Origin of the sequence: Salipiger bermudensis, assembly GCF_020171625.1 — a bacterium.
Taxonomy (GTDB): Bacteria; Pseudomonadota; Alphaproteobacteria; order Rhodobacterales; family Rhodobacteraceae; genus Salipiger; species Salipiger bermudensis_B.
The window spans coordinates 72,043-95,148 of record NZ_JAIUZY010000012.1; the positions used below are offsets into that span (position 1 = coordinate 72,043).

Here is a 23,106-nt window from a genome sequence, read left to right on the forward strand (position 1 = left end):
CGCCCCTCGTCGCACCGCCTCCAAACCCCCCAATACCGTCGGAGAGGGTCATGTACCTCATCGAGAAATGGATCGGCCGGATCAGCGCCGTACTGGCGTCGCTCGTCCTGCTGGCAATGATGCTGCAGATCGTCGTCGACGTCTTCATGCGCACTTTCCTGGGGTCGGGCTTCCCGGCCACCGCCGATCTCGTCAGCCGCTACTACATGGTCGCGATCAGCTTCCTGCCGCTCGCCATGACCGAAATCCGCCGCCGTCACATCGAGGCGACGATCTTCACCGACACCCTCACCGGCCGCCCGCGCCAGTTCATCGCCTTTCTCGGCTTCGCCGTGGCGCTCGCCGCCTTCGTGCCGATGACCTGGGGGACGGCGCAGAACGCGCTCCGTCAGACCGACCGGGGCGCCTATGTCGAGGTCGGGACCACGGTGTTCCAGACCTGGCCCACCTACTGGATCCTGCCGATCTCGTTCGGGCTCATGTCCCTCGTGCTGGTGCTGCGCCTGATCGAGGTCGCCACCGGCCGGTTCGAATTGAGCGCCGACGACCCGCTCGACGAGCTGCAGGCCACGCATAAGGAGACGAACTGATGGATCCGATCACCGTCGGTCTTCTGGCCCTCGTCGGGCTGCTGGCCCTGATCGCCCTGCGCGTGCCGATCGGTGTCAGCCTGATCTTCGTGTCGTTCCTCGGCATCTGCGGCATTGCCGGCCTGCGCCCGGCCATGAGCATGTTGTCGAACATCCCCTACACTTCCTCGGCCAGCTGGACGCTCAGCTCGATCCCGATGTTCCTGCTGATGGGCTACATCGCCTATCACTCGGGCCTCACCCGCGGCCTGTTCGAGGCGGCGCGGGTGTGGTGGAGCTGGCTGCCCGGCGGGCTCGCCATCGCCTCGCTCGCCGGTGCGAGCGGCTTTGCGGCGGTCTCGGGCTCGTCGGTGGCCTGCTCCGCCGCCATCGGCCGCATCGCCATCCCCGAGATGAAGCGCAACAACTACGACCTGCGCATCGCCACGGGCTCGGTCGCCGCGGGCGGCACCATCGGGGCGCTGATCCCGCCGTCGATCATCCTGATCCTGTTCGGCATCCAGTCCAACAGCTCGATCAACGCGCTGTTCATGGGCGGCATCTTCCTCGGCCTCGCATCGCTGCTGTTCTACGTCATGGCGGTGCTGTTCGTCTGGTGGCGCACGCCCGAACGACTGCCCGCGGTCGAGCCCTACGCCATGGGGGATCGCTGGAAGAAGACGCTCGAGATCTGGCCGGTGCTGTTGCTGATCTCCGCCGTGCTCGGCGGTCTCTTCGGCGGCATCTTCACCGCCACCGAGGCCGGGGCCTTCGGCGCGTTCATGGCGCTGGTGCTGGGGGTGCTGCGCCGCTCCCTGAGCTGGGACAACTTCAAGGAAAGCCTCGTCGACACCATCCTCGCCTCGGGCGCGCTGTTCATCATCGCCATCGGGGCCGGCCTCTTCACCCGCCTCGTGGCGATGTCGGGGCTTTCGCGGGAAGTGGGGATGCTGGTCGAGGCGATGGGCCTCGGCACCACCGGGCTGCTGCTCATCATCGTGCTGATCTATATCGCGCTCGGCATGTTCCTCGAGCCGATCGGCGCGCTGCTGCTGACCCTGCCGCTGTTCCTGCCGCTGACCACCGCGCATGGCATCGACACCATCTGGTTCGGTCTGCTCGTCGCCAAGCTGCTCGAGATCGGGATGATCACGCCACCGGTCGGGCTCAACGTCTTCGTCATCCACTCGGTGGCGCGGGATTACGTCAAGCTCGAGCAGATCTTTGCCGGCATCCTGCCGTTTCTCGCCGCCGACATCGCTCTGGTCGCCGCCATGCTGCTGACCCGCGGCCTGTTCTGAGGAGCCCCCACATGGACATCCAAAACACCATCGCGCTGGTCACCGGCGGCGGCAGCGGCCTTGGCGCCGCGACCGTCCGGCGGCTGGCGAAGGCCGGCGCCCGGGTCGCCGTGCTGGACCTGAGCCTCGAGGCCGCAGATGCCGTCGCCGCCGAGAGCGAGGGTCTCGCCGTTGAGGCCGATGTTTCGGATGCGGCCTCGGTCGAGGCGGCCTTTGCCCGTTGCAAGGAGCACTTCGGCAGCGCCCCGCGCATCGTGGTGAACTGCGCCGGGATCGGCACCGCGTCGCGCATCCTTCCGCGGGACGGGGCGCTGACCGTGGACCTGTTCGAGCGCACCCTGCGGGTCAACCTGCTCGGCACCTACACGGTGCTCAACATCGCCGCGCGCGAGATGGCGGCCCTCGAGCCGATCGACGCGGATGGCGCCCGCGGCGTCATCGTCAACACCGCATCGGTGGCCTATCAGGACGGCCAGATCGGTCAGGCGGCCTATGCAGCCTCGAAGGGCGGCATCGCGTCTCTGACCCTGCCGGCCGCGCGCGAGCTTGCCCGCTTCGGCATCCGCGTGATGACCGTCGCACCGGGTCTCTTCGAGACCGCGATGAGCGCCGGCCTGCCGCCCGAGGCCAAGGCCTCGCTCGAGGCCCGCCTGCCCTTCCCGTCGCGGATGGGCAAGCCTGACGAATACGCGATGCTGGTGCAGCAGATCGTCGAGAACCCCCTTCTGAACGGCGAGGTCATCCGCATCGACAGCGCCGTCCGCCTTGCCCCCAAATGACCGCCCAAGTGAGGAGAGACACCATGACAGGCACCTATACCGAAGCCTCCTACAACGGGCAGATCGCCGAGCTCGAACTGATCCGCGAGGACAAGCGCAACGCCATGTCCGACGGGCTTCTGGCCGAGATCGAGACCTTCTACAACAGCCTGCCAAAGGAGGTCCGCGTGGTCGTCCTGCACGGTCGAGGCGGGCACTACTGCTCGGGGCTCGATCTGGCCGAGCACGTGTCGCGCAGCGCCGAGGACGGCGTCTACCACTCGCGCAACTGGCACCGGGTGCTCGACATGATCCAGTACGGCGGCGTCATCACCGTCAGCGCCATGACCGGCGCGGTGATCGGCGGCGGGCTCGAGATGGCCACCGCCACCCACGTGCGCATCGCCGAGCCGTCGGTGATCTTCCAGCTTCCCGAAGGCCGCCGCGGCATCTTCGTGGGCGGCGGCGCCACGGTGCGCGTGGGCCGCATCCTCGGCTCCGACCGGATGGTCGAGATGATGCTCACGGGCCGCAAGTACAACGCCGACGAAGGCCTGCAGCTCGGCCTTGCCCATTACAGCGTGGGCGAAGGCGAAGCGCTGCCGCTGGCGCGCAAGCTGGCCGAGAAGATCGCCGCCAACGCCCCGATGTCGAACTATTTCATGGTCAACGCCCTGCCCCGCATCGCCGACATGTCACGCTCGGACGGGCTTTTCACCGAGAGCCTCGCTGCCGCACTGGTGCAGACCACGCCGGACGCCGAGGAGGGCCTCAACGCCTTCCTCGAAAAGCGCAACCCGGTCTTCCGCTGAGACCGACGGGAGGAGGAGCCAATGACCACCCACCTCATCGAACGCGCCCCCAGCGACCCGGCCGCCCGGGCCGACTGGGCGCGCCGCCACACCCTGACGCGGTTTGTCCCGCACAAGGTGATCCGCGAGGACCGCGCCGACGGAAGCATCCTGCTGCGCTCGGGCTACGAGCTGCCCGAGCCGGTCGCCAATACCGGCGTCTGGCTGCATGACTGGGCCGAGAAGGCGCCCTACCGCGTCGCCGTCTCCGAGCGCCCGGTCGAGGGGCCGGGCTGGCGCAACATCACCTATCTCGAGCTGCTCCAGCAGGTCCGGGCCATCGCCTCGGCGCTGCTGGCCCGCGGGCTTGGCGAAGGCGACACCATCGCGATGCTGTCGGGCAACGGGCTCGACCACCTGCTGCTGTCGCTCGCGGCGCAGTATATCGGCGTCCCGGTGGTGCCGCTGGCCGAGCAATATTCGCTGATCCCCGAGGCTCATGGCCGGCTGATCTACGTGCTCGACAAGGTGAGGCCCAAGATGGCCTTCGTCGACGACGCCACACGCTACGCGGCCGCGCTGGCCCTGCCGCAGCTTGCCGATGTCGAGATCGTCGCCGCGCGCGGCGAGGCCGGTCGCCCGGTCACGCCGATCTCGGCGCTGGTTCAGACCGAGGAAAGCCCCGAGCTTGACGCCGCCCATGCCCGGGTGGGGCCGGACACGCTGGCGAAGATCCTCTTCACCTCCGGCTCGAGCTCGGACCCCAAGGGCGTGCTCACCACGCACCGGATGATTTGCGTGAACCAGGTTCAGATGGAGGTCGCCCTGCCCTTCCTGAAGGACCACGCGCCGCGCATCACCGACTGGTTGCCGTGGAACCACGTGTTCGGGGGCTCGCACAACGTCAACATGATGCTGAGCCATGGCGGCACGCTGACCATCGACAACGGCAAGCCCACCGGGCGCGGCTTTGCGACCACGCTGAAGAACCGCACCGACCGCCCGGGCACGCTGGCCTTCAACGTGCCGGTGGGCTGGTCCATGCTGGTCGAGGCCATCAAGGACGATCCCGCCACGCAGGAGCATCTGTTCAAGGACCAGCAGCTGCTGTTCTACGCCGGCGCCTCGCTGCCGCAGGAGGTCTGGGAGGCGCTCGAGCAGTTCTGCCTGCGCGCCCGTGGTGGCCTGCCGATGATGATCTCGAGCTGGGGCCTGACCGAGACCGCGCCGGCCTGCGTCATGGTGCACGAGCCGCTCGGGCGCTCGGGGGTGATCGGCGTGCCGCTGCCGGCGGTCGAGCTGAAGCTCATCCCCGACGACGACATGCGCTGCGAGATCCGGGTCAAGGGTCCGAACATCATGCCGGGCTACTACGACGATCCCGAGAAGACCGCGCAAGCCTTCGACGAGGACGGCTTCCTCATCACCGGCGACGCGGTGCGTTTCGTCGATCCCGAGGACGCCAACCGCGGCCTTGTCTTCGACGGCCGCGTCTCGGAGGATTTCAAGCTCGATACCGGCACCTGGGTGCAGGCCGGCAACCTGCGCATGAGTGCGCTCAAGGAGCTGGCCGGTCTCGCGCAGGACGTGGTGATCTGCGGCCATGACCGCGGCGAGGTGGGGTTGTTCGTCTTCCCCGCCCCGGGCGTGGCAGAGCCCGGAGAGGTCACCGAGGGCGCGGTCACCGACACGCATCTGATGACCCGGATCGAGGTCAAGCTGCGCGAGATGAACGCGCATGTCTCGGGCTCGGCCAAGCGCATCACCCGGGCCGTCGTGCTCGCCGAGCCGCCCTCGCTCGAGCATCAGGAGATCACCGACAAGGGCTCGCTCAACATCAAGAAAATCCTGACCCGCCGGGCCGACCTGCTCGAGCGGCTCTACGACAACGAAGACCCGGCGCTGATCCGCGTCTGAGGAGGACTGACCATGATCGATTTCGAAAACATCCGCGCGATCGACTTCCATACCCACGCCGAGGAGGCCTGCGGCTGTCACACCGATGACGGCTACGACGAGCTTCAGTCGACGATGGCGAAGTATTTCGGCGCGCCCTGGGCGCACCCGCCGACCATCGACGAGACCGCCGCGCATTACCGCGAGATGAACATCGCGGCGGTGATCTTCCCCGTCGATAGCGAGCGCGAGACCGGCTACCGGCGCTACGACAATTACGAGGTCGCCGACGCCTGCGCGAAGAACTCGGACATCCTGATCCCCTTCGCCTCGATCGATCCGGCCAAGGGCAAGCTCGGCGCCCGCGAGGCGCGCGATCTGGTCGAGAACCACGGCATCAAGGGGTTCAAGTTCCACCCCACCATGCAGGGCTTCTATCCCAACGACCGCATGGCCTACCCGCTCTACGAGGCGATCGCCGAGGCCGGGGTTCCGGCGCTGTTCCACACCGGGCAGACCGGCGTCGGCTCGGGGATGCGCGCGGGCAACGGGATGCGGCTCAAGTACTCGAACCCGATGTACATGGACGATCTGGCGGTGGATTTCCCCGACATGCCGATCATCCTCGCGCACCCGTCCTTTCCCTGGCAGGAAGAGGCGCTGTCGGTCGCGCAGCACAAGCCCAACGTCTATATCGACCTCTCGGGCTGGTCGCCGAAGTACTTTCCGAAGATCCTCGTGCAGTATGCCAACACCATCCTGAAGAAGAAGATGCTGTTCGGTTCCGACTGGCCGATGATCGCGCCGGAGAAGTGGCTGAACGCCTTCGACAAGGCCGAGTTCCGCGACGAGGTGCGCCCGCTGATCCTGAAGGAGAACGCCATGCGGCTGCTCGGAATCGCCTGACGTGACCACGTTCCACGCCCCCACCGACGACATCCTGTTCTCGCTGCGCCACGTCGCCCGCGCCGACCGTCTGCCGGACTGGGACGATGCGCTGGCCGGCGAGATCACCAGCCATTTCGCCGCGTTTGCCGAAGGCCGTATCGCGCCGCTCGATGCGCCCGGTGACGCACAGGGCTGTCGGCTCGAGAACGGGCGCGTGCGGATGCCGGACGGCTTTGCCGAGGTCTATGCCGAACTCTCGGCGGGGGGCTGGCAGGGCATCGCCGCACCCGAGGCATTCGGGGGCATGGGGCTGGGCGGGCCGGTTCTGGCGGCGGTGAGCGAGATCTTCACCGGCGCCAACCATTCGCTGCAGATGGTCACCTCGCTTGCACACGGTGCGATCTCGCTGCTGCTGCGCTTTGGCTCGGAGCCGCAGAAGCAGGCCTATATCCCCCCGCTCGCCTCGGGCGCGTGGCTCTCGACCATGTGCCTGACCGAGCCCTGCGCCGGCTCCGACCTGTCGGCGATCCGCACCAAGGCGACCCGCGACGGCGCGCGCTGGCGCCTCACGGGCGAGAAGATCTTCATCTCGGGCGGCGATCAGGACATGACCGACAACATCCTGCATCTCGTGCTCGCCCGCACCGGCGCCCCCGAGGACGGGATCCGCGGGCTCAGCCTGTTTGCCTGCCCGGCCATCGCTGAGGACGGATCGCGCAATGCCGTCACCGTGACCCGGATCGAGGAAAAGCTCGGTCTGCACGCCTCGCCCACCTGCCAGCTTGCCTTCGATGGCGCGCAGGCCGAGCTCGTGGGGGCCGAGGGGGCCGGGCTCGCGGCCATGTTCGCGATGATGAACCACGCCCGGCTCGACGTGGGCTTGCAGGGCGTCGCCCACGCGGCCCGCGCGGCAGACCTTGCCAAGACCTACGCCGCCGAGCGCAAGCAGAGCCGCGGTGGGGACGGGGCGGCTGTCAGCATCGACCGGCACCCGGACGTGGCGCGGATGATCGACGCGTGCGACGCGCTGGCACTTGGCGGGCGGGCGCTCTGCCATATCACGCTGGTCGCGCAGGAGCTTGGCACCGAGCCGGATTTCGTCGCGTTCATGACCCCGGTGTGCAAGTATTTCTGCTCCGAGGCCGGCAGCCGCGCCGCCGATCTCGCCATTCAGGTGATGGGGGGCTACGGCTACCTGCGCGAATACGGTGCCGAGCAGAACTGGCGCGACAGCCGGATCTGCGCCATCTACGAAGGCACCAACGGCATCCAGGCCCGCACCACCGCAACCCGCTCGCTGACGCGCAACGACGGAGCCGGGGCGCAGGCCTTTGCCGCCTTCCTGCGCGAGAGCGACCCGTCGCTTGCAGAGGCCGCGGCGCAATGGGAGGCCGAGGCCAAGCGCATCGCCTCCTCGGCTCAGGCAGGGGAGGAGGCGCATTCCTTCATGGAGGCGACCTGCGCGCTCGCCTACAGGGCGGCATGGGCCCGCATCGCCGCGGGCGGCGATCACGCATCCGACCCCGCGCGGCTGCAGAGGCTGGCCGGCAAGGTCAAAGCACAACGCGCGGTGTGGTAGGGCCGCGCGCGTTCTTGCGCGATGTTATGGGGCTTTGTGCTTGAGCGGGGGTGCTGGTCTCCTGAGGGAGGAGGGCGCGACCGCCCCTGCGGCGTCCGCGCCAGCCGGTCGCTTTCAAGGCTATCATCAAGACCCGGCGCGGTGACGCAAAGCCGCGCGCTCTGCGCCTCTGTGCCTTAGCCGGGACAAGGCCCCCTGAGCGGAACGCGAGCCGACCCGGCGGGTCTGCAGCACCGGGCCGACCCCCGAAGACCTCAGAGCTTGATGTCGCCCAGTCGCTGATCGCCCGGCAGCTTGGAGCGCTCGAGGATGATCTGCGAAATCGCCCGCGCCCGCACCGGTGTCAGCGCCGCCATGATCGGTGCCGCGTCGCGCTCGTTCATCGTGCCGAGCACCATGACCGACACCTCGATGTCGAGATCGTTCATGATCGCCGCGGCGTCCTTGGGCTTCATGTTCCGGTAGAGCGCCACGAGCCGGTCGACATCCGACGTGTGCGCCGCCTTCACCTTGTCGAGCAGCGCCTCGAGCTCGGTCTTGAGATCGGCGAGCCGCTGCTGCTCCACCTCGAGCGTCTCGGCCACGAGATCCAGCTCGGCCTCGCGCTCGGCATGCTGCGCCTTCTGCGCCTCGAGCAGGTCGCGCTCCTGCTGGATCGAGGCGAGAAGCTCTTCGGGGGCCTTGCAGACCTTCGGCTCGGGCGTCGTCGCAGAGGTGTCGTCATCGGTGGCGGCTGCGGAGGCGGCGCTCACGAAGGGCGCGTTGTCGTCGGCGCTCGGAAAGCCGGGCTCATCCATCAGCGTGACGCCGATCTTGGCCACCACCGCGAGGGCGAGGCCGGCGAGAACGAAGGTGATCGGACGCATTCGGGATCAGGCCTCGCGCTGACGGACGGTTTCGAAGAAGCCGCGCACCAGCTCGGACTTGCCCGAGGCCTTGGTGGCTCCGGCCGGGCGCGACGGCCGCTCGCGGCTGGTGCGGAAGGACGGCTCGGCCCGCGTCATCTCCGGCTCCCGCTCGCGTTCTCGCTGCGGCCGCGCCTTGGGCTCGGCCTGCTGGCCCAGCGAGCGCAGCACCGAAACGGTGCTCTCGCTGCGATCCACGGCCTCGGAAAAGGTGCCGATCATCGGCTCCATTTCGCGCAGGACACGCATCAGGTTGCGCACCCGACGATCCACCACCCAAGCATAGGTCAAGGTACCCACAAGCAACACAAGAATAGCGATATCAATCACGACGGCCATCGGAGGAGTCCTCTTCTTCGTAGAGCTTTTCTGAGAGTTTCAGCGCGATCCGCCCGTTCTTGCGGTGGCCGACCTCGGCGCGGGCGATATCCTTGCCGGCGCAGCACAGCGTCACCGGGTCATCCACTTGGATGCCGAGATCGAGCACCTGCCCCGGCGCCCAGGCCAGAACATCGCGCATCGGCAGGACCGCTTGCCCCATCACCGCCGACATCGGCAGGTTGGTGTGACCGAGCATGTCGGTCATCTTGAGCCGCCAGCCGCTGTCGCCGCCGAGCTGCCCGCCGGTGAACTGCTGCGACAGGATGTGGCTGACCTTCTCGAAGGCGGTGTTGGGCAGGACGAAGACCATCTCGCCGACCCGCCCCTCGATGTCGATGGTCAGGCGTGCGCGCACGCAGGCGCTGGTGGGCGGGGCCAGCAGCAGCGCCTTCGGGTTGGTTTCGAGATGGCTGACGGCGAACGATACCGGGGTGACCTTGGCAAAGGCGTCCGACAGCTCGCTCAGGACCTTCTCGGTGAAATTCTGACCGATGCGCTTCTCGATGCTGGTGAAGTTGCGCGCCTTCTTCTCGCCCGCGGCGACGGTTCGCCCGCCGAAGGTGATCTCGATGATCCCGAAGAGCAGCTCGGGGGGCATGATCGCGGCGATGGTGCCGCCCCATTCCTCCGCCGTGGTGACCGCGATCAACGCGGGATCGGGCTGGTCCTTGAGCGCGTCCTGACAGCTGAGATAGTCGATGCCGCCGAGGCTGACTTCGGCCATCGCGCCGAGATAGCTTTTCAGCGTCTGCGCCAGCGACAGGGCGAAGCGGTCGAACACCACCTCGAGCATCGGCTGCCGGGCGTAGGAAAGTCTCGCGCGTTCGACGATCAGCTCTTCGACGGCGCGGGTGTCGGGGGTGAGGGCGCGTGCGGTGCTCATTGTACGATCAGGTCCGCGATGAGGAATTCCTGCGGCGCGTCGCTGTCCGAGATGGCGCGGGCGCGGCGCAGAAGCTCGGACTTGAGCCGCACCAGTCCGATCGAGCCCTGCAGGTCGTTCTCGTTGAGCTGGCGCAGGTATTCCTGGAAGCTGTCGCGCAGAAAGAGCTTGCGGCTCTCGATGTTCTCGGCGCCGGAAATCCGGGTGTCATAGGCCAACGCAAGGTTGAGCTTCAGGAAGCGCGTGGTCTGCCGCCCCGTTGCGGTGGTCGCGGTGATGTTGACGATGATCTCCTGGAACGGCGTGACCACGATGTGTTCGCCCGGAAGGCCCGCGTGGGACGAGGCGGCGGCGCCGTGTCCGTCACCGTGACCGTCGGCAGCCGCCTCGTCAGAGGCCGCCGCGTCGTCCTTGGACTCGCCCGCCAGTCCGACAAGCTTGAGCGCGCCCTGCGGCCCGACCGACGCCACGAAGCCGCCCGCGAGCGCTGCCACGCAGAGCAACAGCAACGCGAGGACGCGCAGCAGCGTCTTCTTTTTCGGCGTCTTGGCGTCTTGGGATGTCCCGGTTGAGTCGGTCATCGCCCCTGTTCTTCGAAGCTGTTCTAATCTTGCACCACAATGCGCAGAACGAGCATTCAATACAAGTATAAAAGGTGAGCTAGTTCTTGCCGGTCAAGAATAATTATGGTTATCCTTGGACGAGATAGGGGAATAGGCAGAACTTCGCGTGCAGGGCATTCTAGACAATCTGAAATCGCTGGGATGGAAACGCCTGTCGGTCCTTGGCGGGGCTGGCATCGCGATGGTTTTCGCCATGTTCTTCGGGCTTTCCGCGGTCACCACGCCGGACTACGTGGCGCTCTACCGGGACCTCTCTCCCGCCGAGGCTGGGCGCATGGTCGAATCCCTCGAGCAGGCCGGCATCCGGTCCCGGACCGACATGGCGGGCACCGCCGTCAGCGTCCCCGGCGAGGATATGGCGCGGGCGCGAATGCTGCTGGCCGGTGCGGGCCTGCCGAACGACGGCACCCCGGGCTGGGAGATCTTCGACGAGGCAAGCGGGCTTGGCATGAACACCTTCATGCAACGGGTGAACCGTGCCCGCGCCATGGAGGGAGAGCTGGCCCGCTCGATCCAGACCATCGACGGGGTCGAGGCCGCCCGCGTGCACCTCGTCCTGCCCGAGCGCGAGCCGTTCTCGCGCGAACGCCCGCGCCCCTCGGCCTCGGTCATCGTACGCGGCTCGCGTCAGGTCGGCGTGCGGCAGGCCCGAGCGATCCGGTCCCTGGTCGCCTCGGCGGTGCCCGATCTCGCGCCGGCGCAGGTCACCGTGCTGTCGGCCACCGGCGAGACCATCCTCTCCGACGATGGCGAGGCGGGCAGCGAAGCCTCGCTGCAATCGGCCCGCGCCCAGATCGAGGACCGGCTCGGCCAGCGCATCGCCCAGATCCTGAGCGCCCGCGTCGGCGCCGGCAACGCGCGGGTGCAGGTCAGCGTCGAGCTCACCACCGAGCGGCAGGTGGTGCGCGAACAGACCTACGACCCCGAGCAACGCGTCGTGCGCTCGACCGAAACCCGCGAGGAAACCCGCGAAGACCAGTCCGCTGCACGGGGCGAGGTCGGCGTTGCCGACGACATCCCCGCGGCGCTGGCCGCCGACGTGCCGGGCAACAACCGCAATACGGCCAACAGCACCAACGAGATCGTCAATTACGAGATCGGCGGCACCTCCTCCGAGACGGTGCGCGAGCCGGGCGACATCGAGAAGGTCTCGGTCGCGGTGCTGGTGAACGGCATCTACAACGTGCAGGATGGCGGCTCGGTCGACTACGAGGAGCGCAGCCAGGAAGAGCTGCAGCGGCTCGAGGCGCTGGTGCAGAGCGCCATCGGCTTCGACGAGGCCCGCGGCGACAGCGTCGAGGTGGTGAGCCTGCGCTTCATGGATTACTCGATGGATGTCGGCGAGCCGGTGTCGCGCAGCTTTGCCCAGACCCTGAGCGAGAACACCGGCACCATCCTGCGCGGCGTGTTCGCGCTGGCGCTGGTGGCGGCGGTGCTGGCGCTTGGCGTCCGCCCGGCGCTGAACCGGGTGTTCGACCAGCCGGCGCTGGCCGACGCTGGTGGCGCCGACCTGCCCAGCCTTGCCTCGTCTTCCGCCAACCTGCCGGCGACGAGCACGGCGGCAGCCTCCGGCGGGGCGAGCGCGCAGGGCAGCGGCGAGCCGCCGGTCTACCAGAGCGGCACCGTGCTTGACCCCCTGCCCCCCGGCGTCGACGAGATGGTCGAACTGGCGGCGGTTCAGGGCGGCGTGCCGCGCGGCCTGATCAACACCGTGAGCGAGCTCATTGAACGCGAACCCGAGGGCGCGATCACCGTGGTCCGATCGTGGCTGGCGGAAGGGCCGAACGCATGAGCTTTGTCTTCGACCGCAACTTCGACGCCGAGATCGACGCCGCCCGCCGCGGCGAAGAGCCGGTGATCGGCGCGGTGTTCACCCGCGCGCAATTCGAAGAGGCCGTGGTCAACGCCCGCCGCGAGGGCTTCGAGGCCGGCATTGCGCAAGGCCAGACCGAGACGCTGCAGGCCACCGAAGCCTCGGCCAGCCAGCGCCAGCTGTCTGCGCTCGAGGCGGTGACCCCGGCCCTGCGCCAGCTCATCGATGATGCCGACCGGCACCACGCCACGCTCGAGGCCCAGATGGTGGGCTTCGTGCTCGAGGTGTTCGAGCAACTCGCCCCGGATGTCTTGGCGGCGCTCGCCACGGGACAGGCCGAGCGCGAGGCGAAGAACGCAGTGCGCATGGCGCTCGGCTCGGCGGTGCTGCGGATCTGGTTCGCCCCCGGCGCGGTCGAGAGCTCGGGCGCCGAGGTGCAGCACGCCGCGCGGGTCGCCGGACTTGGCGGGCGCATCGACATCAAGGCGGACCCGGATCTGGCCGCCGGCGACGTGCGCGCCGAATGGGATCACGGCGTGATGGCCTACAGCTTCAAGGACATCTGTGCCCGCATCCTGTCCTCGCTGGGCAAGACGCGGGACGAGATCGACCGAAGCCTCGAACGGGACAGGCAGGAGAGCAGGACATGAGCGAAGAGCTCGGAGACGACGGGCAGGACACCGTGGTGCAGGCCGTGGCCGAAGAGGCCGCCGCCGAAGAAGCCAGCAAGGGCGGCAGCAACAGCATCGACGCGATGCTCAATGTCGGGCTGAACGTGCAGATCGTTCTGGGCCAGACCCGGATGCCGATCGCGCAGCTTCTCAAGCTCAGCCGCGGCTCGATCATCGAACTCGACAAGAGCATCGGCCAGCCGGTCGAGGTGGTCATCAACGACCGGCTCGTCGCGCGCGGCGATCTGGTGAAGCTCGAGGACGACCGGCTTGGCGTTTCGCTGATCGAGATCGTCAAGGATTACGTGTCCGAGACATGATCCGGTGCGGCGGCCTTTCCAGAGCGGTCCCTCTCTGCCTGCTGGCAGCGGGGCTGTGCGGGCTGGCCGCGACGCAGGGCCATGCGCAATCGGCAGGCTCGGACCTGCTGGGCGCCATCGGCGACGCGCTGAGCTCGGCGCCAGCGGGCTCGGACGAGCGCGCCACGCTGTCGGGACGGATCATCCAGCTCATCGCCGCGATGACCGTGCTGTCGCTGGCGCCGGGGCTGCTGGTCATCATGACCAGCTTCACCCGCTTCGTGATCGTGTTCTCGATGCTGCGCTCGGCGCTCGGCCTGAACCAGTCGCCGCCCAACATGGTGCTGACCTCGATGGCGCTGTTCATGACCTTCTTCGTCATGCAGCCGGTCTTCGAGGATGCGTGGGAAGGCGGCGTGCAGCCGCTGATGGCCAACTCGATCACCGAGGAACAGGCCCTGATGCGGGTCGGCGAGCCGTTCAAGCTGTTCATGTATGCCAACACGCGCGAGAAGGATCTCGCGCTGTTCCGCGATATCGCGGCGCGCAGCGAGGGCCGCGTGCCTGCCGAGGAAAGCGCACCGGCACCGCAAAGCGCCGAGGACGTGGGCTGGCGCGAGCTGGTGCCGGCCTTCATGATCTCGGAGCTGCGGCGGGCCTTCTCGATCGGGTTCCTGATCTACCTGCCGTTTCTGGTCATCGACCTGATCGTCGCCTCGGTGCTGATGAGCGCGGGCATGATGATGCTGCCGCCGGTGCTGATCTCGCTGCCGTTCAAGGTGATCTTTTTCGTCCTCATCGACGGCTGGTACATGCTGGCCGGGTCTCTCATGGAAAGCTATCTCCCGCTCGCAGGCGGCGGGTAGCGTAAGGAAGGGTGCAGGCCATGGCCGCTGCAGACATCAAGCGCGCGACCTCCTCGTCGACGGGTTCGGGAAAACCGGCCCGGCGCCCGAAGAAGCTGACCGGCCCGCAGAAGGCCGCGGTGCTGTTCCTGTCTCTGGGCGAGAAACGCGGCTCGGCGCTGCTGCAGCAGCTCGACGACGACGAAATCCAGCAGATGACCCGGGCGATGTCGGGGCTGGGCTCGATCTCGTCCGAGACCGTCGAGCAGGTGCTGACCGATTTCGTGCAGGACATCACCAATGGCGCCGGCGTCGTCGGCTCGTTCGCGGCGGCGGAGAACCTGCTGCGCTCGCTGATGCCGGGCGACAAGGTCGACGGCATCCTCAAGGACATCCGCGGCCCGCTGAAGGAGCGCGATCTCTGGGCCCGGTTCAACGCGCTCTCCGAGAACGTCATCGCCAACTACCTCAAGGGCGAGCACGAGCAGACCATCGCGGCGATCCTGTCGAACGTGAACACCGACGTCGCCGCCAAGGTGCTGCCGATCCTCGGCCCGGAGAAGATGCACAACGTGGTCGAGCGGATGATCCGCATGGAAGCGGTGCCGCATCACATGATGCAGCAGATCGAGGAATCGCTGCAGGCCGACATCATGAACGCCGGCGCCCAGCCGACCACCGCCGAGCAGCACCAGCGCATGGCCGACCTGTTCAACAAGCTCGACCGAAACGCCTTTGACAACATGGCGCCCGAGCTCGAGGAGAAAATCCCCGACACGTTCAACGCCATCCGCGCCAAGATGTTCACCTTCGAGGATCTCGCCAAGATGGAGGCGATGGACCTCGCCAAGATCATGCGCGGCGTGCCGGGCAACACCCTGCCCACGGCGCTGCGCGGCGCCACCGACATCGCCCGCGACGCCTTCCTCGCCGCGCTGCCCGCGCGTTCGCGCGACATGCTGACCGAAGAGATGGAGACCATGGGCGCGGTGCGCCGGCGCGACGTGAACGCGGCGCAGGCCCTGATGCTCGATTACGCCCGCCAGCTTGCCGACGACGATCAGGTCCGCCTGCCCTTCGGCGAGGACGACGAGGACATCTTCTGAGGCTGACCGGAGGCCCGGGGCGCTAGCGCGTCTTGTAGCCGCCGAAGCCCTGGATCGCGGTGATGTCGATGGTGGCGGGAATATAGCTCCCCGACGCGGCGCTGAGCGCACCCGACAGCAGGGTCACGGCCGCGTTCGAGCTGGTGGCGGTGCCCGATGTCGCATCGCTGATCGCCACGTAACGCCGCACCAGATCGTCGACGACCTCGGGGTCCGACAGGGTTTCGAGATCGATCCTGTCGTTGATGATCGCGGCCTGCCTGTCGATGTCGATGCCCGCCAGCGCCTCGGGCAGGCCAAAGGCCGTGCGGAAGAACTCGGACAGGTCGCTGTTGCGCAGGATGTCATAGGCGGACTTGATGCCGCCGGCCTTGCGGCGGAACTCGAGCACCGTGCCGATGGCGCCGTTCTCGTCATCCTTGCCGTTGACGTATTGCGTGTCGACATATTTGTCGACGACCGCGGCTTTCCAGCTGGCATCGATGGTGTTGAGGTTGCCCTGCCCCTCGGGGCCGAAGCCCATGGCCTTGTGGATCTCCTTGAAGCGGGAATCCGTCAGCCGGTTGACCAGCGCGCTGCGGTCGGTGAGGTCGCTCTTAAGAACCTTCTCCATCATCGCCTTGCCGAAGATCTGGTCCTCGAGATCGTAGGCCTTCATCACGAAGCTGTAGAGGCGGTAATCGCCGGTCAGATCCTCGACATTCTCGACGTCGCCGATGTTGTCGAGGAAATACGCGATCTCGCGGGCGTGCTGCGGCTCCTTCCGGATCAGCTCCTGATCCTTGTCCTCGGTGGCGTTGATCAGCTGCAGCGCTACCGTGCTCGACATCCCCGCAATCGAGATCATGCGTCGGCAAGCTCCGACGTGTTCGGCCCGAAGACCTCGTCCTCGCGCTTCATCAGCGGGCGCAGGTCGCGCAGCGCGGTGAAGTACTCGCCCCGGCTGACATTGTTGGCCGCCTCGAAGACATGCTGGCGCAGCTCGTCTCCGAACACCGGCACCAGCGCGGCGAGGCGGGTCTGGATTTCCTTGAGCAGCCGCTCGCGGCGGGCCGGCTCGATCAGCGCGTTCTGGATCAGGAAATACACGATCCGGACGGGCGTCGAGGCCGCATCCGGTTTCAGCAGATCCGTTTCGCGAATGATGTCGGCGCGGTTCTCGACCGTGACGGTCGACTTGCGACCGCCATTGCGCATCATGCAGCCGTTGACGACGAAGCGTTCAAACGGTTTGAGCGTGAGATTGAGTGCCATCTTGGTTCACCGCTGCTGGGGTCGGGCGCTGGCCGGCGAGGCCGCCGAGAATGTTCTGGTTCACGTCGATCAGGGCCGGAAGGCCGTCGCCGCCGCCGATCACCACGCCGCAGGTGCGATCGACCCACAGGGCGATCGACATCAGGTTGGCGCGCAGGTCGGCCGGAAGCTGGTTGTTGTCATCGCTCAGATCGGTGCGGAGCCTGCTCCACAGGACGCGGTTCTCCGCCACGGCGTCGCGCAGGCCATGCGCCAGAACCGCAGTGCGCGCGAACTTGTCGCGGGCCGCGAGCCAGTTCGGGCGATGCTGCTCCATTGCGCCGGTGATGCGGGCGAAGACGCGGGCTTCGATCTGCTTCGGCGAGGCGCTCTCGCGGATCGTGCGTTTGTATGCCGAGATGCTCATTCGATTATTGCCTTTTCTCCCCCGGCTCGTCGCGGGGTGTTCCGTCACGCGGGCCCGGTTGATCCGGAGCTCCGTTGGTGAGAGGGCGCCCGGAGGCGCCCCCCATTGTCAGGTCAGCCGGTGGTCAGCGCCACCCGGCCGGATCAGCGGAACAGCGACAGGATGTTCTGCGGCGCCTGGTTGGCGATCGACAGCGACTGGGTCGCCAGCTGCTGCTGCACCTGAAGCGCCTGCAGACGGGCCGCCTCTTCTTCCATGTTGGCATCGATCATCGAGCCGACGCCGGCGTCGATGTTGTCGACCACCGAGGAGAGGAACTGCTGCTGGTTCTCGAGCGACTTCTCGGACTGGCCGAGCTTGGTGGCGATGTCGGTGACAGCACCGGCAACACCTTCGGTCGACGCCAGAACACCGGCAAGGAAGGCCTCGCCGGTGGCGGCCTCTGCGTTGGCCGCAAAGCCCGTCGCGATGGCCGCGAAGTTTGCGACCTGCTTCTGCATGTCGTGGGTGCCCACGGTGATCGACGTGGTCTTGTAGGTGCCGGCACGGCTGATGCCGGTCACCACGTTGCGGTCCGTCGGAGCGGCGCCGCCCGAGTCACCAGCGGATGTCAGGACACCCGTCGCGGCAGCGACTGCTGCCGCGGTGCCTGCTGCGGCCCCGGCTGCAAGCATGTCGTCGCCGTTGAAGGTCGACTGCTCCAGCGTGGTGGTCATCTGCTTGACCAGCTCGTTGAGATCGTTCTCGATCTCGGCCTGGCCGCCGGTGGCGCCCTGCGCGAAGGCCACCTTGTCGAGGAACTGCTGCCCCAGCTCATTGATGGTCTCGGCACCGAGGCGCGCGGTGGCAACCGAGTTCTTGGTGAGGGTCAGGCCTTCGTTGATCGACGCGTAGACCGAGCTGTCGCCCTTCATGGTCTCGGAGATCTGGAAATATGCGGCGTTGTCTTTGCCGGACTCGACCTTGAGGCCGGTGGAAATGCGGCCCTGCGTGCTCTCGAGGTTCGAGTTGATCTGACGCAGGGTCGACAGCGCGCTCATTGCGCTTGCATTGGTATTAATGGAAGACATTGTAACTGCTCCGTTTTCTATCGTTACTGTCCGTCATTCTGACGGAAACCTATTATTTTAAGTGGGGAGACCCGCCAGCCCGGTACGCCCGGACTGGCGGATCGGGTGGTACTGGATCAGCGGAACAGCGAAAGGATGTTCTGCGGTGCCTGGTTGGCGATCGACAGCGACTGGGTTGCCAGCTGCTGCTGCACCTGAAGCGCCTGGAGACGGGCGGCTTCTTCTTCCATGTTGGCATCGATCATCGAGCCCACGCCGGCGTCGATGTTGTCGACCACCGAGGAGAGAAACTCCTGCTGGTTCTCGATCGACTTCTCCGACTGGCCGAGCTTGGTTGCGATGTCGGTCACCTGGCCGACAAGGTCTTCCGAGGTCGCAAGCGCGGTGGCAAGGAAGTTGTCCGTTGCGTCGGCGGCAGCTGCGGTCTCTCCGAAACCGTCGACAGCCGTGCCGCCGTTGGTGGTGCCGGCGACTTCGACGATGGCCTTGAACGACGCGACGAGCGACGCCATGTCGTGCGTGCCCACGGTGATCGAGGTGGTCTTGTAGGTGCCGGCACGGCTGATGCCGGTCACGACTTCCCGATCAGCGCCCACGGTTGCTGCGCCGTTTACTGCGGCAGTCGCCATGGCGCCGTCGACACCGGCCACCGCGTTGGTCGAGCCACCGGTGCCCGCCACGATGTCGGTGTAGGAGCCCGCACCCAGCATGTCGTCACCGTTGAAGGTCGACTGGCTCAGCGTGGTTTCCATCTGCTTGACCAGCTCGGCGAGATCGCTCTCGATCTCGGCATGGCCGCCGGTCGCGCCCTGCGCGAAGGCCACCTTGTCGAGGAACTGCTGTGCCAGGCCGTTGATGGTCTCGGCGCCGAGGCGTGCGGTGGATACCGAGTTCTTGGTGAGGGTCAGGCCTTCGTTGATCGATGCGTAGACCGAGCTGTCGCCCTTCATGGTCTCGGAGATCTGGAAGTAGGCTGCGTTGTCCTTGCCCGACTCGACCTTGAGGCCGGTGGAGATGCGGCCCTGCGTGCTCTCGAGGTTCGAGTTGATCTGTCGCAGGGTCGACAGCGCGTTCATCGCGCTGGCATTGGTATTGATAGAGGACATTTATTCTGCTCCGATTTCTATCGTTGTCCTTCGTCTTTCTGACGAAAACGGTCCTGCCGTATCGCAGGCGTAACACGCGAAATCGAAACAGTGTAAATTTTTGATTTTGTCGATTCAGATCGACTTGTCGAACCGTTGCGAGGGAGTCACAGGTCCGTCCTTGGGGGTGCCGTCACGATCATAGAGTCCGCGAAGGCTTTGACGATCCCGGATTCTTTCGATTTCGCGCGCGACATCCCCTGTGGCTTGGGTCATTCGCTTCAGAAGCGCCAGATCGGTGTGGATGAGATCGCGCAGCTCATCGAGCTTATTGCGCAGTTTCTGGCTCTGCGGATCGTCACGCCCGAAATATTTTTCTGCCGATCCAAATGCTGTCTCAATTTCGCCCAGAAGCTCGGTTTTGCGTGGATACAGCTCTTCGACGCGCGCCAATTGGCCCTGCCCGATGGCGGCGATCTCGTCCCGAAGCAGGCGCGCGAGGCGGTCGATGAGCTGCGTCGCCTCGGCATGGGTCATCTCGGACATCGGCGTCACTCCATCTCTCGGGTCTGGCTGTAGGCGGACAGCGCCCGCTCGAGGCTGGCCGAGAGTCCCGCCCCGCCCTGATCGACGATCTCGCGGCTGAAGGCTTCGGCAAGGAAGAAGCGCCAGGTCTCTTCCCCCTGCCCGCCTCCGAAATCGCCGATCTCGACCTGCTTGAGCATCTCGTCGACCATCTGGGTGAGGAACATCGCCTCGAATTCCTTGATCGCGCTGGCGGGCGCCGCGGGTGCGGCGGCACCGGGTTGCGCCACCTGCGCCCCGGTGACCTGAAGCGCGGCCATGCTGGTGTTCACGTCCATCGCAGGGCCCCTCAGATGATTTCCAGATCGGCGTGCAAGGCGCCGGCGGCCTTGATCGCCTGCAGGATCGAGATCGTCTGCGTCGCGCTCAGCCCGATGGCGTTGAGCGCATCGACGAGCCGCTGCAGGCTTACGTCGGCGCCTTCTAGGATGGTGAAATGCGCCTCCTGTTCGTCGACGCCCACGGTGGTGCGCGGCACCACCACGGTCGTGCCGCCGATGGTGATCGGGTTGGGCTGGCTGACCACCGGATCCTCGCGCACCATCACCGTCAGACCGCCCTGGCTGACAGCGACGCGGTCGATGCGCACATTGGCCCCGATCACGATCGTGCCGGTCTTGGCGTCGACCACGACCTTGGCGATGCTGTCCGGCTCGAGCCGCAGGTTCTCCACCTCCGACAGCACCCCGGGCACGTCGCCCTTGCCCGCGCCGTGAATGGCAAGCTCGACGGTGCCGGAGTCGAGCACGCGCGACGAGCTGCCGCCGAGCCGGTCGTTGATAGCGTCCGACATGCGCACGGCGGTGGTGAAATCGGGGTTTCGCAACGTGATGCGCACCGAGTCCAGCGACGACAGCTGGAAATCGACCTCGTTCTCGACCGTGGCACCGTTCTCGATCCGCGCCACCGTGGGCACGCCCTCGGTGATCGAGGCCGCAACGCCCGTCGCCGAGAAGCCGGCCACCGCGATCGGCCCCTGTGCCACCGCGTAGACCTCGCCATCGGCGCCGGTCAGCGGCGTGACGATCAGCGTGCCGCCCCGCAGCGAGGTGGCGTCGCCCAGCGAGGAGACCACAACGTCGATGGTCGAGCCGAGGCGCGCAAAGGGCGGCAGCATGGCCGTGACCATGACCGCGGCGGTGTTGGTGGTCTTGATGTTGTCGTCGGACAGGTTGCCGACCCCGAGCCGCTCGAGCATCGCCTCGATGCTCTTCTCGGTGAACGGGGAATTGCGCAGGCTGTCGCCGGTGCCGTTGAGGCCGACCACGAGGCCGTAGCCCACGAGCTGGTTCTCACGCACGCCTTCGAACGTGGCAATATCCTTGATCCGGACATCGGCCTGCGCCGGCAGGGCAAGGCTGAGCGCGCCGATAAGCGCAAAGAGGCAGGCTGCAATCCGCATGGGCTTCCGGTTGGATCGTGTTGCGTTACCTCAAGATTAAACATGGAACAGGGGTCATCAGCAACGATTAAATCAAGGATACTCAGACTATCCTTGTCTAATGCTTGACCGCTCCGCCTTAACAAAGCATGATCGTCGTGTTCGCTCATGGATAACAAGGTCCGAGGGCCCATCGGGAGTGCGTGGTGCATATCTATCTTTACGAGCCGCGGTCCAACGCATTCAGGGGCCTGCTGTCCAGGCTGGACGAGGCCCAGTGGGAGCCGGTGGCCGTGAACGACGACCTGTTCGACCGCGAGCTCGACCTGCTCGGCGCGGATGGCTACGCCGACCGCCCGGTCCTTCTGGCCGAGCATCCGCGCCTGGTGGAACACATCTCGCGCCTGCGCCGCGCCGGTTGCCGCAATCCCATCCTCGTGCTGCGCATGGCACGCGACCCGAAAGCGGCGATGGATGCGCTCGATGCGGGGGCCGATGACGACATCGTCGGGCCGGTGACCGGGCTCGAGCTGCGCAGCCGCGTCAACGCCATCACCCGGCGCTTCCACGGACATGCCGCGGGTGCCCTGCGGATCGGCGACATCACCGCCTATTTCGACGGCCGCGACCCCGATGTCGGCGGCCAGCCGATGAAGCTGTCGCAGCGCGAGCTGGCGATCTTTCAGCAGATCGCGCTGGCGGCGCCGCGGGTGGTGTCGAAATCGGTGATCTACGACGCGGTCTACGGCATGGCGCAGGACCAACCCTTCGACAAGGTGATCGACGTCTACATCTGCCGGATCCGCAAGAAGATCGAAGAGATGTCTCCCTCGGGCGACCCGCATATCCGCACCATTCGCGGGCGCGGCTACAAGCTCGCCCCGGACAGCGAGGCGGAAACCGCGCAGGACCGTCCCGCGCGCCTCCGCGTCGCCGCCGGTTCGGGATCAGCGCATGAAGTTCAGAAAGCTCAGCTGTGACAGTCTGGCCGTGGCCGCGTAGCTTGCCTGAAGCTGGGTCTCGAGCGCGGTGATCGTGGTCGCCGCCTCGTAGCTGTCGACCTCGACCATCTCCGCCACGCGCGCCTTGTAGAGGCTGGCCCGGTCTTCCATCCGGGTGTTGGCCTCGTCGATCCTGACCGACGCGGTGTCGAGCTTCATCCGGCTGTCGAGCAGGCCCGCGAGCCCGGTGCTGAGACGATCGTTGGCGGTCGAGATCCAGGTCTCGTAGGCGGCGGGATCGTCGATCTCGGACACGTCGGTCGAGGCCAGCATCGTCAGCCCCTGCAACACCTGCCGGAACGCCTCGTCATTGGCCTGCACGCCGTAGGTCACGGTGATGCCGTCACCGATGCCCACCGACATCGGGGCGCCCCCGGCGGCGCCGGTGTAGAACAGCCCATCGAAGGTCTGATCCGGGTCGGCGGCGGTGTTGTCGAAGATCGCGTCAAGCTCCGCAATGCGGGCGCCCGCCTCGGCGGCAGTGCCAAGACCGCGCGCGAGAATGCCGTCGATCACCGCCTTGGGGGTCAGGCCGGTATCGGCGCGCGGGCTGTCGTAGTCGTGGATCGCCGAGGTGCCGTCGCTGGGGCCGGCGAACAGCGGGATGCCGCCGTAATTGACGTTCGCCATCGACAGCAGGGCGTCGAGGGAGGCCTTGGCCTCGATCTGAATACCCTCGGCGGTGCCGCCATTGGTGCCGGCATTGGCGATCGAGAGATCCAGCGTCCTCTGGATTGCCTCGCCCATGGACCCCAGCGCGCCGCTCATGGTGTCGAGGCGGCCGCCGAGAAGCGCGTTGGCGGCGATCTGCGCCTTGTCGCGCTCGAGCGCCGCGTTCACGTTCAGCGCCTCCGAGGCGCTCGGACCGAGGGATTTGTAGATGTCGCTCTTGATGCCGGTCGCCAGCTCCTGCTCGGCCTTGGCAAGCTGGGTCTGCATCTCGGCATTGGCATTGCGCCGCAGCAGATTGCTGTAGAGCGTCGAGGGGGCACGGGTGAAACCGATCATCGCGGGCT

At 66.7% G+C, this 23,106-nt stretch carries 26 protein-coding genes; 13 read left to right on the forward strand and 13 right to left on the reverse strand.

Going from position 1 to position 23,106, the window contains the following annotated elements:
- The first annotated feature begins 50 nt into the window (after positions 1-50).
- From LCM15_RS18040 to LCM15_RS18070, 7 genes are read left to right on the forward strand one after another with little or no spacing between them, the layout of a single operon-like run.
- Complete coding sequence (locus LCM15_RS18040; protein ID WP_224858871.1) at positions 51-590, forward strand: TRAP transporter small permease; 540 nt, start codon at positions 51-53, stop codon at positions 588-590.
- Entirely contained in the window at positions 590-1,870 is a 1,281-nt protein-coding gene (locus LCM15_RS18045) for a TRAP transporter large permease (protein WP_224858873.1), read from the forward strand. The genes LCM15_RS18040 and LCM15_RS18045 overlap by 1 nt, the downstream gene beginning before the upstream one ends.
- Before the next feature lie 11 nt (positions 1,871-1,881).
- Positions 1,882-2,649, forward strand: a complete 768-nt coding sequence (locus LCM15_RS18050; RefSeq protein WP_224858875.1) for an SDR family NAD(P)-dependent oxidoreductase — start codon at positions 1,882-1,884, stop codon at positions 2,647-2,649.
- A gap of 23 nt (positions 2,650-2,672) precedes the next feature.
- Positions 2,673-3,440, forward strand: coding sequence for a crotonase/enoyl-CoA hydratase family protein (locus LCM15_RS18055; RefSeq protein ID WP_224858877.1), 768 nt, complete (start codon positions 2,673-2,675; stop codon positions 3,438-3,440).
- A 21-nt stretch (positions 3,441-3,461) separates the two neighbouring features.
- Positions 3,462-5,336 carry a feruloyl-CoA synthase gene (locus tag LCM15_RS18060; protein ID WP_224858879.1) on the forward strand — a complete coding sequence of 625 codons (1,875 nt, stop codon included), beginning with the start codon at positions 3,462-3,464 and terminating at the stop codon, positions 5,334-5,336.
- A gap of 12 nt (positions 5,337-5,348) precedes the next feature.
- A complete protein-coding gene (locus LCM15_RS18065; RefSeq protein WP_224858881.1) occupies positions 5,349-6,221 on the forward strand; it encodes an amidohydrolase family protein in 873 nt (290 codons plus the stop codon).
- A gap of 1 nt (position 6,222) precedes the next feature.
- Positions 6,223-7,782: an acyl-CoA dehydrogenase family protein gene (locus tag LCM15_RS18070; RefSeq protein WP_224858882.1), complete on the forward strand. Its 1,560-nt coding sequence runs from the start codon at positions 6,223-6,225 to the stop codon at positions 7,780-7,782.
- Between the two features lie 254 nt (positions 7,783-8,036).
- Here LCM15_RS18070 and LCM15_RS18075 read toward each other — a convergent pair whose 3' ends face one another.
- From LCM15_RS18075 to fliL, 4 genes are read right to left on the reverse strand one after another with little or no spacing between them, the layout of a single operon-like run.
- The gene (locus LCM15_RS18075; RefSeq protein WP_224858883.1) at positions 8,037-8,648 is read right to left on the reverse strand and encodes a MotE family protein; all 612 of its coding nucleotides are present in this window, start codon (positions 8,646-8,648) and stop codon (positions 8,037-8,039) included.
- Between the two features lie 6 nt (positions 8,649-8,654).
- Positions 8,655-9,026, reverse strand: a complete 372-nt coding sequence (locus LCM15_RS18080) for a flagellar motor switch protein (protein WP_224858885.1) — start codon at positions 9,024-9,026, stop codon at positions 8,655-8,657.
- The gene (locus LCM15_RS18085) at positions 9,010-9,951 is read right to left on the reverse strand and encodes a flagellar motor switch protein FliM (RefSeq protein ID WP_224858887.1); all 942 of its coding nucleotides are present in this window, start codon (positions 9,949-9,951) and stop codon (positions 9,010-9,012) included. The genes LCM15_RS18080 and LCM15_RS18085 overlap by 17 nt, the downstream gene beginning before the upstream one ends.
- Positions 9,948-10,532, reverse strand: coding sequence for a flagellar basal body-associated protein FliL (gene fliL, locus LCM15_RS18090; protein ID WP_224858889.1), 585 nt, complete (start codon positions 10,530-10,532; stop codon positions 9,948-9,950). The genes LCM15_RS18085 and fliL overlap by 4 nt, the downstream gene beginning before the upstream one ends.
- 148 nt (positions 10,533-10,680) lie before the next feature.
- On the opposite strand from fliL, the gene fliF reads away from it, so the two are divergent.
- The 5 genes from fliF to LCM15_RS18115 are packed head-to-tail and all read left to right on the forward strand — an operon-like array spanning position 10,681 to position 15,308.
- Entirely contained in the window at positions 10,681-12,366 is a 1,686-nt protein-coding gene (gene fliF, locus LCM15_RS18095; RefSeq protein ID WP_224858891.1) for a flagellar basal-body MS-ring/collar protein FliF, read from the forward strand.
- Positions 12,363-13,037 (forward strand): hypothetical protein, encoded by a 675-nt coding sequence (locus LCM15_RS18100; RefSeq protein ID WP_224858893.1) that lies wholly within the window; start codon positions 12,363-12,365, stop codon positions 13,035-13,037. Before fliF ends, LCM15_RS18100 begins: the two co-directional genes overlap by 4 nt.
- On the forward strand, positions 13,034-13,378 hold the full coding sequence (locus LCM15_RS18105) for a FliM/FliN family flagellar motor switch protein (protein ID WP_224858894.1): 345 nt from the start codon (positions 13,034-13,036) through the stop codon (positions 13,376-13,378). Before LCM15_RS18100 ends, LCM15_RS18105 begins: the two co-directional genes overlap by 4 nt.
- Positions 13,375-14,223: a flagellar type III secretion system pore protein FliP gene (fliP, locus tag LCM15_RS18110; protein WP_224858897.1), complete on the forward strand. Its 849-nt coding sequence runs from the start codon at positions 13,375-13,377 to the stop codon at positions 14,221-14,223. The genes LCM15_RS18105 and fliP overlap by 4 nt, the downstream gene beginning before the upstream one ends.
- A 20-nt stretch (positions 14,224-14,243) precedes the next feature.
- A complete protein-coding gene (locus tag LCM15_RS18115; RefSeq protein ID WP_224858899.1) occupies positions 14,244-15,308 on the forward strand; it encodes a flagellar motor switch protein FliG in 1,065 nt (354 codons plus the stop codon).
- 22 nt (positions 15,309-15,330) lie between these two features.
- Here the strand turns inward: LCM15_RS18115 and LCM15_RS18120 are convergent, their stop codons facing one another.
- The 8 genes from LCM15_RS18120 to LCM15_RS18155 all read right to left on the reverse strand — a co-directional run bounded on the left by LCM15_RS18120 (position 15,331) and on the right by LCM15_RS18155 (position 21,110).
- Positions 15,331-16,155: a DUF1217 domain-containing protein gene (locus LCM15_RS18120; RefSeq protein WP_224858901.1), complete on the reverse strand. Its 825-nt coding sequence runs from the start codon at positions 16,153-16,155 to the stop codon at positions 15,331-15,333.
- Positions 16,152-16,562 carry a flagellar biosynthesis repressor FlbT gene (locus LCM15_RS18125; protein ID WP_224858903.1) on the reverse strand — a complete coding sequence of 137 codons (411 nt, stop codon included), beginning with the start codon at positions 16,560-16,562 and terminating at the stop codon, positions 16,152-16,154. The genes LCM15_RS18120 and LCM15_RS18125 overlap by 4 nt, the downstream gene beginning before the upstream one ends.
- Positions 16,531-16,968, reverse strand: a complete 438-nt coding sequence (locus LCM15_RS18130; protein WP_224858905.1) for a flagellar biosynthesis regulator FlaF — start codon at positions 16,966-16,968, stop codon at positions 16,531-16,533. The genes LCM15_RS18125 and LCM15_RS18130 overlap by 32 nt, the downstream gene beginning before the upstream one ends.
- Before the next feature lie 143 nt (positions 16,969-17,111).
- Positions 17,112-18,038, reverse strand: a complete 927-nt coding sequence (locus LCM15_RS18135; RefSeq protein ID WP_224858907.1) for a flagellin — start codon at positions 18,036-18,038, stop codon at positions 17,112-17,114.
- Positions 18,039-18,154: 116 nt separating this feature from the next.
- The gene (locus LCM15_RS18140; protein ID WP_224858909.1) at positions 18,155-19,144 is read right to left on the reverse strand and encodes a flagellin; all 990 of its coding nucleotides are present in this window, start codon (positions 19,142-19,144) and stop codon (positions 18,155-18,157) included.
- Positions 19,145-19,258: 114 nt separating this feature from the next.
- Positions 19,259-19,669, reverse strand: coding sequence for a hypothetical protein (locus LCM15_RS18145; protein ID WP_224858911.1), 411 nt, complete (start codon positions 19,667-19,669; stop codon positions 19,259-19,261).
- A 5-nt stretch (positions 19,670-19,674) separates the two neighbouring features.
- Entirely contained in the window at positions 19,675-19,986 is a 312-nt protein-coding gene (locus tag LCM15_RS18150) for a hypothetical protein (protein ID WP_224858913.1), read from the reverse strand.
- A gap of 11 nt (positions 19,987-19,997) precedes the next feature.
- Positions 19,998-21,110: a flagellar basal body P-ring protein FlgI gene (locus LCM15_RS18155; RefSeq protein WP_224858915.1), complete on the reverse strand. Its 1,113-nt coding sequence runs from the start codon at positions 21,108-21,110 to the stop codon at positions 19,998-20,000.
- A gap of 185 nt (positions 21,111-21,295) precedes the next feature.
- Here LCM15_RS18155 and LCM15_RS18160 point away from each other — a divergent pair, with 185 nt between their 5' ends.
- Complete coding sequence (locus LCM15_RS18160; RefSeq protein ID WP_224858917.1) at positions 21,296-22,069, forward strand: winged helix-turn-helix domain-containing protein; 774 nt, start codon at positions 21,296-21,298, stop codon at positions 22,067-22,069.
- On the opposite strand, the gene LCM15_RS18165 is transcribed toward LCM15_RS18160, so the two are convergent.
- A complete protein-coding gene (locus LCM15_RS18165; RefSeq protein WP_224858919.1) occupies positions 22,037-23,098 on the reverse strand; it encodes a flagellin in 1,062 nt (353 codons plus the stop codon). The genes LCM15_RS18160 and LCM15_RS18165 overlap by 33 nt on opposite strands.
- Positions 23,099-23,106: the final 8 nt, after the last annotated feature.